Raw genomic sequence first — 12,769 nt, 5'->3', positions numbered from 1 at the left:
GGACTACAAGGACAACAAGTACCACTTCTGCTCGGATGGCTGCAAAGAGATCTTCGAGCACGAGCCCGAGAAGTACATCCAGGCCTGGCTGCCGGTGCACCAGATCTACCAGGGCAACTGCTTCAACGAGGGTGTCGACCCCACCGCCGAGGGCTTCGACCCGCTGGCTGCGGTGCTCGACTACTACCACCTCAATTTCGGCCGCGACAACCTGGACTTCGAGGGTTCGGAAGACCAGAAGAACTTCGACGCCTGGCGCGGCATGGCCACCAAGAACACCTGATGCATCCCCGGGAAGCCGGCCCGGCCGGCTTCCCCTGCACATAAGAACGAGGAGACAAACATGGGCGTTGCTGCCATCAAGGAATACACCTTCGAGCCCGCCGACCGGCTCGAGAACTTTCACGGCAACCAGCTGCTGTACATCGGGTGGGACAAGCACCTGATGTTCTGTGCGCCGTTCTGCCTGCCCATGCCGCCGGCCATGCGTTTCGGCGACATCATCGACAAGGTGCTGCCGGGCGTCTTCGGCTACCACCCGGACTTCGCGCAGATCGACTGGAGGAAGGTGGTATGGCTCAAGTCCGGTCAGCCCTGGCAGGCGGATTTCAACAAGACCCTGGCCGAGCTGGGCCTCAAGCACAAGGACGTGCTGCGCTTCCAGACACCGGGCCTCAATGGCATCCAGGGCACGGCGAGCTGAGCATGTCCTACGAACTGACCATCGAGCCCCTGGGCCAGACCATCGAGGTGGAGGACGGCCAGACCATCCTCGACGCGTCCCTGCGCGCCGGCATCTGGCTGCCCCATGCCTGCTGCCATGGCCTGTGCGCCACCTGCAAGGTGCAGGTGGTGGATGGAGAGGTCGATCACGGTGAGGCTTCCAGCTTTGCGCTGATGGACTTCGAGCGCACCGAGGGCAAGACCCTGGCCTGCTGCGCGCGCCTGGAGTCGGACGTGACCATCGAGGCGGAGATCGACGAGGAGCCGGACGCCGAGTCCATCCCGGTGAAAGACTTTCCGGGGACCGTGAGCCGTATCGAAAAGCTCACCCCGACGATCAAGGGCATCTTCATCCAGCTGGATGAAGCCATCCATTTCCAGGCGGGGCAGTACATCAACCTGGAGATTCCCGGTCTGGGCATCAGCCGCGCCTTCTCCCTGGCCAATGCGCCGGGGCAGGGCAGGGAGGTGGAGCTCAACGTGCGCGTGGTGCCCGGCGGCGCCGGGACGGGCTACCTCCACGAGGAGCTCTCCGTTGGAGACCGGCTGAATTTCTCCGGCCCCTATGGGCGTTTCTTCGTGCGCAAGTCGGCCCACGTCCCGCTGATCTTCATGGCGGGGGGCTCTGGTCTGTCCAGCCCGCGCAGCATGATCCTTGATCTGCTGGGTGAAGGCTGCGAGCTTCCCATCACCCTGGTGTACGGGCAGCGCAGCCGGGCCGAGCTCTATTACCACGACGAGTTCCTGGCCCTGGCCGAGCGCCATCCCAACTTCCACTACGTGCCGGCCCTGTCGGACGAGGCGGCGGATTCGGACTGGCAGGGCTTTCGCGGCTACGTGCACGACGCGGCCAAGGCCCATTTCGACAACGATTTCCGTGGCCACAAGGCCTATCTGTGCGGGCCGCCGCTGATGATCGACGCGTGCATCTCGACCCTGATGCAGGGCCGGCTGTTCGAGAACGACATCTTCACCGAGAAGTTCTTCTCGGCCGCCGACGCCCAGCAGGTGCGGAGCCCGCTGTTCAAGCGGGTATAGGGGCGATTGAATTCGACCCCACAGGTGCAGCCTCTCCCATAGACAAATAAAATCTCGAGAAAAGTTTGACTTATCGAGAAGGCTGATTAAGATAGGCAGCAGCACTCGCCGCCGCGGCCTGCACCCGGGCGAGGCGAACATTCAAAGACAAAGAGGAGACAAGAACATGGCAGTTACCGGTGTAATGCGTCCCGGCCACATGCAGCTGCGCGTGCTGGACCTGGAAGAAGGTGTCAATCACTACAAGAACGTGCTGGGTCTCATCGAGACCGGCCGTGATGCCCAGGGCCGGGTGTATTTCAAGGCCTGGGACGAGCGCGACCACAACAGCCTGATCCTGCGTGAGGCCGACTCGGCCGGCATGGATTTCTTTGCCTTCAAGGTTGCCGACAAGGCCACCCTGGAAAAGCTCGACGCCGACCTGAAGGCCTACGGTGTGAGCACCGAGCGCATCCCGGCGGGTGAGCTGCTCGAAACCGGCGAGCGCGTGCGTTTCATGATCCCCTCCGGCCACGCCATCGAGCTCTACGCCGAAAAAACCGACGTGGGCAACGGCATGGCCTACGTCAACCCCGATCCCTGGACCCCCGACGCCGAGCGCGGCATCGCCCCGGTGCGCCTGGATCATGCCCTGCTGTACGGCCCGGACATCGAGAAAGTGCAGAAGCTCTTCGAGGACGTGCTGGGTTTCTACCTGGTGGAGCGGGTGCTGATGGAAGATGGCAAGACTGATCTGGCGATCTGGCTGTCGTGCTCCCACAAGGCCCACGACATCGCCCTGGTGCGTCACCCGGAGCCGGGCAAGCTGCACCACGTGTCCTTCCTGCTGGACACCTGGGAGAAGGTGCTGCGTGCCGCGGACATCATGTCCATGAACAAGGTGTCCATTGACATCGGCCCGACCCGCCACGGGGTGACCCGCGGTACCACCATCTACGCCTTCGACCCGTCGGGCAACCGCTTCGAGACCTTCTGCGGCGGCTACCAGCCTTACCCGGACTACGCGCCCATCACCTGGACCTGGGAAGAGGTCGGGACCGGCGTCTTCTACCACGACCGCAAGCTCAATGAGCGCTTCCTGACCGTGGTGTCCTGACCCGGCCAGCTTGGTGGGCCGGTCGCTCCGCGCGCTCAGTGCGGTGCTGCCCGGCCCGTCATCCTGTGGTGCAGGGCCGCCACCTCGATCGGCCGGCTGAGCAGGAAGCCCTGGGCTTCGTGGCAGCCGATGCCGGTGAGGTAGTCCAGCTGGGCCCGGGTTTCCACCCCTTCGGCGATGACCCGGAGTTTCAGCGACTGGCCCATCCTCACGATGGCGTCAGCAATCGCCCGGTCTTCCTCGTCGTCAGTGATGTCCTGGACGAAGGAGCGATCCACCTTGAGCTTGCTGACCTGGAAGCGCTTCAGGTAGGCCAGGCTGGAATAGCCCGTACCAAAATCGTCGATGGCCACCGAGATGCCCAGGGCCCGCACGCTGGCGATCAGGTCGATGAAGCGTGCGGCGTCGGTCATCAGGGTGGACTCGGTCAGCTCCAGCTCGATGCTCGAGGGCGTGGCGCCGGTGTCGCGCAGTACGGCTGCCAGGGTGGTGCCGAAATCGTCCTTGTGGAGCTGCACGGCCGACACATTGACGGCAATGCGCAGCGGGCGGCCGGCGTCGCTCAAGGTCCGCGCCATTCGGCAGGATTCGTGCAGGGCCCATTCGCCCATGGGCACGATCAGGCCGGTTTCTTCAGCCAGAGGAATGAACTGCCCCGGGCTGATCTCGCCGGCGTGGCTTGAACGCCAGCGCATCAGCGCTTCAACGCCGGTCATGCGGCCGTCGTCGAGGGCGAACTGGGGCTGATACACCAGGCGCAGCTCGCCAGCCGACAGGGCGTGGCGCAGGCGCGTGGTGAGGGCCAGGCGATCGGCCGAGTCCTTGTTCATGCGCACGTCGAAGAAGCTGAAGCTGCCGCGCCCCAGGCCCTTGGCGTGGTACATGGCCATGTCGGCCTTCTTCATCAGGGTGTCGAAATCGGTGCCGTCCACAGGGGCTACGGCAATACCCAGGGTGCCGGTGGAGGTGAGGGCCTGGCCGCCCAGATCGAAGGGCGCCTCCAGGGCACGGCAGATCTTTTCGGCGACGGCAGCAAAAAAGCGCACTGATTCGTCGCCCTCCACCAGGATGATGAACTCGTCTCCGCCGAGGCGGCTGATGGTGTCGCTACGGCGCAGGCAGTGGGTGAGACGGCGGGTCACGGCGATCAGCAGTTCGTCGCCGATGCCATGGCCGAGGGTGTCGTTGATGCGCTTGAAGTGGTCCAGGTCGAGGAAGTACATGGCCAGGGCGCGGTGCCCGCGGCTGACCCGCTGGTACATCTGTTCGAAGCGGTCGCGCAGCAGGACCCGGTTGGGCAGGCCGGTGAGGGCGTCGTGGTGGGCCAGGTACTGGATCTTCTCCTCGGCGGCCTTGCGCACGCTGATGTCGCTGAAGGCGGCTACGTAGTGGGCCACCTGCTGGTCCGGATTGCGCACGACGCGGATGGTCAGCCACTTGGGGTAGAGGCGGCCGCTCTTGTGGCGGTCGATGATCTCGCCTTCCCAGCGGTCTTCCCGGTCGAGGGTTTCCCACATGGCCCGGTAGAAGTCGGCATCGTGCTGGCCGGACTTGAGCATGCCGGGGGTCTGGCCGACGGCCTCGGCGGCGGTGTAGCCGGTGATGGTCGTGAAGGCCGTGTTGATGCTCTGGATGCGGTTCTCTGCATCGGTGACCATCAGGGCTTCGTTGCTGTGGTTGAAGACCAGCTGGGCGAGTTCGAGCTGGGCCTGCTGCTCACGCTGGGGGGTGATGTCGGTGAACACCCAGATGGAGCCTGCAAGGGGGGCGCTGATGTCCAGTGGGCGGCCCGACAGGCGTATCCATACGGGGCTGCCATCCTTGCGCACCATGCGCGTGTCGCCTTCGCTGTAACCGCTGCGGGCCAGCTCGCCGTAGATCCGGCCGCCCACGCTCAGGTAGTCCTGTCGGCTGGGGTAGAGGATCTCGGTGAGCTGGTCGATCATTTCTGCCGGTGAGGCGTAGCCGAAGATCTCGGCCATGCGGGTGTTCACGTCGAGCATCTTGCGGTCGTCCGCCAGGATGATGCCCACGTGGGCGTTGTCGAAGATTGCCCGTTGCTGGCCCAGCAGGTGGCGGATGCGCTCCTCGCCAGCCTTGAGGGAGGTGATGTCGCTGGCGCTGATCACGAAGCCGCCGTCCGGCATCGGAAAGCGTGCAAGCTCAAGCACGGTTCCGGCGGCTTGAGTCTGTTCGAAGCGGCTGATGCGAGACAGGGCGCCGAGCTTGGACGGGCACAGGCGGATCATGGTGGGGCTGGCGCCGCGCAGGGCATCCAGGGGGCTGCCGGCCTGGGCAAGGTCGAGGGGGAGGGCCAGCAGTTCGAAGTAGCGCAGGTTCCAGGCGACCAGCCGGTGTTCGGCATCGAATACGGCGATGCCATGGTCGATGGTGTCGAGGGTGGATTGCAGCAGGCGAGACTTATGGGCCAGTTCGCGCTGGCGCAGGCGGGCCTCTTCGGCTTTGAGGTCGGTGACGTCCGAGTAGATGCCCACCAGGCAGCCATCGGCCATGCGGTGTTCGCGTATCTGCAGCGCCTGGCCCGAGGGCAGCTGCATCTCGCAGCGTCCGTCCTGCCCGCGTCCGGCCCGGAGGGTGGGCAGCAGTGTTCGGCCGGCAGCGGAATCGCGACCGGCGGTCTCGGCCAGCATGTCGCCCAAGGGGCGGTTGCCGGTGTTGCCGGCCAGGCGGTCGAGCTGGCGGAAGGCCTCGTTGCACAGCAGCACCTGATCGTCGGGGCCGAACAGCGCAAAGCCGTCGGAGATGTTGTCCACCGCCGTTTCCAGTTGAAGGCGTGCGGCGGTGGCCCGCGCTGAGACTTCGCCGAGGGCTTCCAGTGCTGCGGTCAGTTCCTCGGTGCGCTGACGGATCTGCTCCTCCAGCACTACGGTGGTCTGCAGCAGGCCGTAGTCGCGGCCCTGGTCGTTGAGGCTGCGCTCAACCTGGTAAACCAAGGCATCAATGATCTTGTCCCGGCGCAGGAGCTCCTCAAGCAGGCCATCGCTGTCATGGCTGGCGCAGCGGATGTCACCCAGCACGCTCATGGCAGCGCTGGCCGTTTGCCAAAGGCAATGCCGGTGAAGGTTTGATTGATATGCATGCCTCGGTACTGTTCTCCGAAGGTATTGAAACCGATGACGCGGCTGGCCGCCAGGCGCGCGCTGACGGCGTCGACGATGTTTCGGGCGCGGCACTCAAGCAGGCGCAGGATGCAGTCGCATCCCAGGATGAGTTCCACCTCGCCGATTTTTCCGGCAGCCTCTTTCAGTGCCGTGTCCAGATTGGACAGGATGTCCTCGCCATGGGCCATGCGGAACACAATGCCCCGGTCGATGGCGCAGAAGAAACTCAGGCTGCCATCCCCATTGACGCGCTGGATCGAGCGCACGAAGTCTGCATTGCCGATGCGCACCACTACCGGATGGGCTGCAAAGACATGCGGGGTCAGGGCAGCCGGGTCCATGCCCAGCGCGCGGGCGTACTCTGGCGCAGCCGGGCAGCCGTTGATTTCGGTGACGATGCGTCTTTCGGGGATGGCGCCGGTGACCACAAGGCGCGTGTCGGTGGGGCTGAAATGCTGGGTCTTGAAGAGCGTGAAGGGGCGCTCCGAGGTGGCCACCAGCAGCACCGCGGCGTTACGTACCAAGCGCCCTCGGAAGATCACGCGGGTGTCGGTGAAGCTCAACTCGTCACCGGCGGAGCCGCCGGTGAGGGGGATGCCACCCAGCCCGTCGTGAAAGGCCCGGGCTACGGACTCTTCCCGCGAGGAGAGCCCGTCCACCAGCATGAAGGCGAAGCAGCGTGCGTTGTCCAGGCCGCCCTGACGGGCCTGCAGCCGGCTGCGCAACTCCTGGGCGAAAAGCGTCATGCTGCGGGCGTCGGTGTGTGCCAGATCCTCCAGCAGGCCGATCTCGAAGTCGATTTCTTCGGGGCCGAAGTGGGCACCGCTGAGGCTGCCCTCCTGGTATCCCCCCGGGCCGATCTCCCCTGCAGTGGTACAGCCGATCAGGGCCGTGTCGCCAAAGGCCGAACACAGGCTGGTGGCCAGGGCATCCGGCGCATAGCGGCTCGATGCGAAGACGACGGACAGACCTCCCTCTGCAGGGATCAGCCTGGCGGCCAGCTCTAGGGAGGCCTCCGCCGGATCGTGGCTGTGACTTGAGCCGATGCGGATGCTCGACGCCCCGTCGTCGCCGGGGAGTGTGTTGGCGCTCATTATTGTTTTGTCTCCTCCGGAGCATCGTCGTGCGCAGGCCGGCTACCTGGCGCAAGCGTCGCTGCTCACACCTCCGTTCCTAACGGAGGCGCGATTCTATAACTTTAGTCTGATATCGGACGAGGATGTCGGGAAGGGGGCGCAGGCCTACTCAGCTGATGAAGTCGGCGGGCAGCTGACGGACGGCTTCCAGGGTGCGCAGGATGTGTTCGGAAAGGATGCGGGTGGCTTCGGCGCTGTCGCGGGCCAGGGCGGCATCGACGATGGCCTGGTGCTCGGCGTGCACGTCCCGGGGAATGGGCTGGCGGAACAGGGACAGGCGGCGGTAGCGCTCGGACTGGTGATACAGGATGTTCTGGAAGTGGCGGATCCAGCGCGACGGGCAGGCCCCGATGAGCACCTCGTGGAAAGCCCGGTTACGCAGCTCCCATTCCTCCCGGCTGGTCTTGGCGCCATCGGCGAGCTTCTCCTCGGCCCGGGACAGCAGGTGGAAGGCGGCGACCACGCTGGCCTCCCAGGCGTCGTCACCGAGCGCGATGGACTGCTGCAGGGCTGAGGTCTCGAGCAGCACCCGGGTGCGGGTGATATCGGCAAAGTCGTCCAGGGAAATCGGGGCGACCCGGAAGCCGCGCTGGCCCTGGGCTACCACCAGGGCGTCGGTGACCAGCAACTGCAAGGCCTCGCGCAAGGTGCCGGCGCCCACCTCGTACTGATCCTTCAGGTGCTCCACGCGCAGCTTGTCGCCGGGGCGATGCACGCCTTCGATGATGTCCCGGCGTAGCTGGCGATAGGCCGCCTCGGCAAGGGTCTTGGGTTCGTCGCTGTCGGTGACGAGATCGGAGGCATTGGCCAGGTCATTCATGGTGTGGTTTCCGCTGTTCTTGTTCATGGCCCCGGGGGCGCAGATGAATGAAGCGAATTCTAGCCCAACGGGCTTATTCCGATCATAGGCAAAAATCTCGAGAAAAAGTATTGACGTCGAGATAAGAAATAAATATCGTTGTATCCACAAAATATATAAGTGGATGCGAGACATGAGCGACAAGACGATTTCTCCCGTGACGCCCGTGGCGGTGACCCAGCAGGTCATCTCGGCCGCGGCCGTCAGCGTCGCGCTCGAAGCTGCCATTGCCCACGCCGAGCGGATCGGTGTGCGCATCAATGTGGCGGTGGCCGACAGCGGCGGCAATCTGGCCGGCTTCCTGCGCATGCCCGGCGCCTTCCTTCAATCCATCGACATCGCCATCGACAAGGCCTACACCGCTGCTGGTTTCGGTTTTTCCACCAAGGACTGGATGCAGCTGATTGGCCACGACGAGGGCATGAAGCTCGGCTTCTCGGCGCGTCCCCGGCTGGTCGTGTTCGGCGGTGGTCTGCCGATCCGGGCGGGGGGTGTGCTGATCGGCGGCATTGGCGTGTCCGGTGCCTCGGAAGCCCAGGACGAGGAATGTGCGCGGGCGGCGCTGGATGCCATCGGCGCGGAATGAATCAGGCAGCTCTTCACACCGGAAGGAAGAACAAGAGATGAAACGGATCAAGAACTTCATCAACGGCGAGTTCATCGAGGCTGCCAGCGGGCGCCTGTTCGACAAGCGTTCGCCCCTCGACAACCAGGTCATCGCCCAGGTCAGCGAAGCCGGCCGGCCCGAAGTGGAGGCTGCGGTGGCGGCCGGTCGTGCCGCCCTGGATGGAGAGTGGGGGCGCATCACCGTGGCCGACCGGGTGGAGCTGCTCTACGGCGTGGCCAATGAGATCAACCGGCGCTTCGAGGATTTCCTCGCCGCCGAGGTGGCTGACACCGGCAAGCCGCGCAGCCTGGCCAGCCACCTGGACATTCCCCGGGGCGCGGCCAACTTCAAGATCTTTGCCGACGTGGTGAAGAACGTCCCCAGTGAGTTCTTCGAGATGGCTACGCCCGACGGGCGCGGCGCCATCAACTACGCCGTGCGTCGCCCGGTGGGCGTGGTGGGCGTGGTGTGTCCGTGGAACCTGCCGCTGCTGCTGATGACCTGGAAGGTTGGTCCGGCCCTGGCCTGTGGCAACGTGGTGGTGGTCAAGCCCTCCGAGGAGACCCCCCAGACGGCCACCCTGCTGGGTGAGGTGATGAATGCCGTGGGTATCCCCAAGGGTGTGTACAACGTGGTGCACGGCTTCGGGCCGGATTCCGCCGGCGAGTTCCTGACCCGTCACCCCGGCGTGAATGCCATCACCTTCACCGGCGAAACCCGCACCGGCGCCGCCATCATGAAGGCCGCCGCCGACGGCGCCCGTCCGGTGTCCCTGGAGATGGGCGGCAAGAACCCGGCCATCGTCTTTGCCGATGCCGACCTGGATGCGGCCATCGAAGGCACCCTGCGTTCCTGCTTCGCCAACTGCGGCCAGGTCTGCCTGGGCACCGAGCGGGTGTACGTGGAGCGCCCGCTGTTCGAGGCCTTCGTGGCTCGGCTGAAGAAGGGCGCAGAAGCACTGGTCATCGGCCACCCCGACAAGGCTGACACCGGCCTCGGCCCGCTGATCTCCAGGGAGCATCAGGAGAAGGTGCTGGGCTACTACCGCAAGGCGGTGGAGGAGGGCGCCACCGTGGTGACCGGCGGCGGCGTGCCCGACATGCCCGCCGAGCTCAAGGACGGTGCCTGGGTTCAGCCCACCATCTGGACCGGCCTTGGTGACGAGGCGGCCATCGCGCGGGAGGAGATCTTCGGCCCCTGCACCCTGGTGATGCCCTTCGACAGCGAAGAGGAGGTGGTGCGTCGGGCCAACAACACCAATTACGGCCTCGCCGCATCGGTGTGGACCAAGGACGTGACCCGCGCCCACCGTGTCGCCGGCCGCCTGGAGGTGGGGCTGGTGTGGGTCAACTCCTGGTTCCTGCGCGATCTGCGCACCCCCTTCGGCGGCGCCAAGCAGTCGGGCATCGGTCGCGAGGGCGGCGTGCATTCCCTCGAGTTCTACACCGAACTCAAGAACATCTGCGTCAAGCTGTGATGAGCACCAGCGCCACCACCCCGGAAATCGGCCGCAGCGTGCTGGCGGCCGGCCGGCACACCAATGTCCATGACCTGGGCAGCGGCGCGCCGGTGCTGCTGATCCATGGCTCCGGGCCGGGGGTCACCGCCTGGGCCAACTGGCGTCTGGTGATGCCGACCCTGGCCGACGCGCGCCGGGTGATCGCCCCGGACATGGCCGGCTTTGGCTACACCGAGCGCCAGCCTGGCGAGGTCTACACCATGGACGGGTGGGTGGCCCACGCCATCGGTGTGCTCGACGCCCTGGGCATCGAGCGGACCGACCTGGTGGGCAACTCCTTCGGTGGCGCCATCGCCCTGGCCCTGGCCATCCGTCACCCCGAGCGGGTGCGCCGCCTGGTGCTGATGGGCAGCGTTGGCGTGCCCTTCGAGATCACCCCGGCGCTGGACGCCGTGTGGGGCTACCAACCGTCTCTCGAGGCCATGCGCGGCCTGCTCGACCTGTTTGCCTTCGACCGCAGCCTGGTCAATGACGAGCTCGCCCGCCTGCGTTACGAAGCCAGCATCCGTCCGGGTTTCCAGGAGTCCTTCGGGGCCATGTTCCCGGCGCCGCGGCAGCGCTGGGTGGATGCCATGGTCAGCCGCGAGGCCGATATCCGGGCGCTGCCCAACCACACGCTGGTGATCCACGGCCGCGACGACAAAGTCATCCCCCTGCAGACCTCCCTGACCCTGTCCAGCTGGATCCCCCGTTCCCAGCTCCACGTTTTCGGGCAATGCGGCCACTGGACGCAGATCGAACACGCCAGCCGCTTTGCCCGCCTGGTGGGCGACTTCCTTGCCGAAGCCGCCGCCGACGAACCCCAACCGCTTTCCTGAGAGACCGCCATGGACAAGGCCCTGATCACCCAACTCGGCGACGAGCTTTATGAAGCCCTCGTCAAGCGCGAAACCGTTACGCCCCTGAGCGAACGCTTCCCGGAAATCACCATCGAGGATGCCTACCAGATCCAGCAGCAGATGATTGCCCGCCGGCTGGCCGCCGGCGAGCGCGTCGTCGGCAAGAAGATCGGCGTGACCTCCAAGGTGGTGATGAACATGCTCAACGTCCATCAGCCCGACTTCGGCTGGCTGCTGGACGGCATGGTGTACAACGAAGGTGAGGCCATTCCCGCCAGCACCCTGATCCAGCCCAAGGCCGAAGGCGAGATCGCCTTCCTGATGAAGAAGGACCTGATGGGCCCCGGCCTCACCGCCGCCGACATCCTGGCTGCCACCGAAGGGGTGATGGCCTGTTTCGAGATCGTGGACAGCCGCATCAAGGACTGGAAGATCAAGATCCAGGACACCGTCGCCGACAACGCCTCCTGCGGCGTGCTGGTGCTGGGCGACCGCATTGTCGATCCGCGCAAGGTGGATCTGGCCACCTGCGGCATGGTGCTGGAGAAGAACGGCGAGATCGTCGGTACGGGCTCGGGCGCTGCCGCCCTCGGCCACCCCTGCAACGCCATGGCCTGGTTGGCCAACACCCTTGGCCGCCTTGGCATCGGGCTCAAGGCTGGCGACATCGTGCTGTCCGGTTCCCTGGCGGCGCTGATACCGGTGACCGCGGGCGACAGCCTGCGCGTGAGCATCGGCGGCATCGGCGGCTGTTCCGTCCGTTTCAGCTGAGGTCGCCATGGATCTCCAGCTCACCGGCAAACGCGCCCTCGTCACCGGCTCCACCGCCGGCATCGGCTTTGCCATCGCCTGCGCCCTCGCAGCCGAAGGCGCCCACGTCACCCTCAATGGCCGCAGCCGCTCCGGCGTTTCCGCTGCCGTGGTGCGCCTGGTCGAAGCCGTGCCCGGCGCCCGCGTCGATGGCGTGGCCGCCGACCTCTCCTCCGCGGCCGGCTGCGAGGCCCTCACCGCCACCTGCGCCGACGTGGACATCCTGGTCAATAACCTGGGCATCTTCGATCCGCGGCCCTTCGAAGAGATCCAGGACATCGAGTGGTTCAACTTCTTCGAGACCAATGTGATGAGCGGCGTGCGCCTGTCCCGCCACTACCTGCCGGCCATGAAGGCCCGGGACTGGGGGCGCATCGTCTTCATCTCCAGCGAATCGGGCATCTGCCCGCCGGCCGAGATGGTGCATTACGGCATGAGCAAGTCGGCCCAGTTGTCGGTGGCCCGGGGCATGGCCGAGACCTGCGTCGGCTCCGGCGTGACCGTCAATTCGGTGCTCCCCGGCCCGACCCGCACCGAAGGGGTTGGCACTTTCTTCGGGCGCCTGGCGGAAGAGCAGGGCGTGTCCCTGGAGCAGGCCGAGCAGGATTTCTTCGCCCATGCCCGCCCGACCTCGCTGATCAAGCGCTTCATCGAACCTGCCGAGGTGGCCAGCCTGGTCGCCTACGTCTGCAGCCCCCTTGCGTCTGCCACCCACGGCGCGGCCCTGAAGGTCGAAGGCGGTGTGGTGCGCAGCCTGATTTAACCCTTCGCGACCCGAAAAGGAACAACAGCGATGACCAAGAAAATAAAATGCGCCCTGATCGGCCCGGGCAACATCGGCACCGACCTGCTGGCCAAGCTGCAGCGTAGCCCGGTGCTGGAGCCGGTGTGGATGGTGGGTATCGACCCCGACTCCGACGGCCTCAAGCGTGCCCGCGAGATGGGCATCAAGACCACCGCCGAGGGCGTGGATGGCCTCCTGCCCCACGTGCTCGCCGACGGCGTGCAGATCGCCTTCGA

The 12,769-nt window shown here is 65.6% G+C and carries 12 protein-coding genes and 1 pseudogene; 10 read left to right on the top strand and 3 right to left on the bottom strand.

The annotated features are described in order from the left end of the window. From ACIQ09_RS19515 to ACIQ09_RS19500, 4 genes are all read left to right on the top strand, one after another. On the top strand, window positions 1-283 hold a 283-nt coding region (locus ACIQ09_RS19515), incomplete at its 5' end, for a YHS domain-containing protein (protein WP_398313647.1). 60 nt (window positions 284-343) lie between these two features. Further along, window positions 344-703 carry a phenol hydroxylase subunit P4 gene (locus ACIQ09_RS19510; RefSeq protein ID WP_398313645.1) on the top strand — a complete coding sequence of 120 codons (360 nt, stop codon included), beginning with the start codon at window positions 344-346 and terminating at the stop codon, window positions 701-703. Between the two features lie 2 nt (window positions 704-705). Beyond that, the gene (locus tag ACIQ09_RS19505) at window positions 706-1,761 is read left to right on the top strand and encodes an NADH:ubiquinone reductase (Na(+)-transporting) subunit F (protein ID WP_398313643.1); all 1,056 of its coding nucleotides are present in this window, start codon (window positions 706-708) and stop codon (window positions 1,759-1,761) included. A gap of 166 nt (window positions 1,762-1,927) precedes the next feature. After that, a complete protein-coding gene (locus ACIQ09_RS19500) occupies window positions 1,928-2,857 on the top strand; it encodes a catechol 2,3-dioxygenase (RefSeq protein WP_347248910.1) in 930 nt (309 codons plus the stop codon). Window positions 2,858-2,892: 35 nt separating this feature from the next. On the opposite strand, the gene ACIQ09_RS19495 is transcribed toward ACIQ09_RS19500, so the two are convergent. The 3 genes from ACIQ09_RS19495 to ACIQ09_RS19485 form a co-directional block, all read right to left on the bottom strand. Further along, a complete protein-coding gene (locus ACIQ09_RS19495) occupies window positions 2,893-5,901 on the bottom strand; it encodes an EAL domain-containing protein (RefSeq protein ID WP_398313640.1) in 3,009 nt (1,002 codons plus the stop codon). Continuing rightward, window positions 5,898-7,073 carry an FIST N-terminal domain-containing protein gene (locus ACIQ09_RS19490; RefSeq protein WP_398313638.1) on the bottom strand — a complete coding sequence of 392 codons (1,176 nt, stop codon included), beginning with the start codon at window positions 7,071-7,073 and terminating at the stop codon, window positions 5,898-5,900. Before ACIQ09_RS19490 ends, ACIQ09_RS19495 begins: the two co-directional genes overlap by 4 nt. Window positions 7,074-7,224: 151 nt before the next feature. Continuing rightward, the gene (locus tag ACIQ09_RS19485) at window positions 7,225-7,935 is read right to left on the bottom strand and encodes a GntR family transcriptional regulator (RefSeq protein WP_398313636.1); all 711 of its coding nucleotides are present in this window, start codon (window positions 7,933-7,935) and stop codon (window positions 7,225-7,227) included. A gap of 172 nt (window positions 7,936-8,107) precedes the next feature. Between ACIQ09_RS19485 and ACIQ09_RS19480 the strand changes: the two genes are divergently transcribed. The 6 genes and pseudogenes from ACIQ09_RS19480 to ACIQ09_RS19455 form a co-directional block, all read left to right on the top strand. Further along, window positions 8,108-8,560, top strand: a complete 453-nt coding sequence (locus tag ACIQ09_RS19480) for a heme-binding protein (protein WP_398313634.1) — start codon at window positions 8,108-8,110, stop codon at window positions 8,558-8,560. Window positions 8,561-8,597: 37 nt separating this feature from the next. Continuing rightward, a complete protein-coding gene (locus ACIQ09_RS19475) occupies window positions 8,598-10,058 on the top strand; it encodes a 2-hydroxymuconic semialdehyde dehydrogenase (protein WP_398313632.1) in 1,461 nt (486 codons plus the stop codon). After that, window positions 10,058-10,918: an alpha/beta fold hydrolase gene (locus ACIQ09_RS19470; protein WP_398313630.1), complete on the top strand. Its 861-nt coding sequence runs from the start codon at window positions 10,058-10,060 to the stop codon at window positions 10,916-10,918. The genes ACIQ09_RS19475 and ACIQ09_RS19470 overlap by 1 nt, the downstream gene beginning before the upstream one ends. A gap of 9 nt (window positions 10,919-10,927) precedes the next feature. Then, complete coding sequence (gene dmpE / locus ACIQ09_RS19465) at window positions 10,928-11,710, top strand: 2-oxopent-4-enoate hydratase (protein ID WP_398313628.1); 783 nt, start codon at window positions 10,928-10,930, stop codon at window positions 11,708-11,710. Between the two features lie 7 nt (window positions 11,711-11,717). Then, the gene (locus ACIQ09_RS19460) at window positions 11,718-12,512 is read left to right on the top strand and encodes an SDR family NAD(P)-dependent oxidoreductase (RefSeq protein WP_398313626.1); all 795 of its coding nucleotides are present in this window, start codon (window positions 11,718-11,720) and stop codon (window positions 12,510-12,512) included. Between the two features lie 30 nt (window positions 12,513-12,542). Further along, a pseudogene (locus ACIQ09_RS19455) lies at window positions 12,543-12,769 on the top strand (acetaldehyde dehydrogenase (acetylating)); the annotation flags it as partial.

It is taken from the genome of Zoogloea sp. (assembly GCF_044344315.1).
Classification (GTDB): domain Bacteria; phylum Pseudomonadota; class Gammaproteobacteria; order Burkholderiales; family Rhodocyclaceae; genus Zoogloea.
Note: the sequence above shows the minus strand (reverse complement) of the source record. Positions and strands in the feature narration are given on the sequence as shown.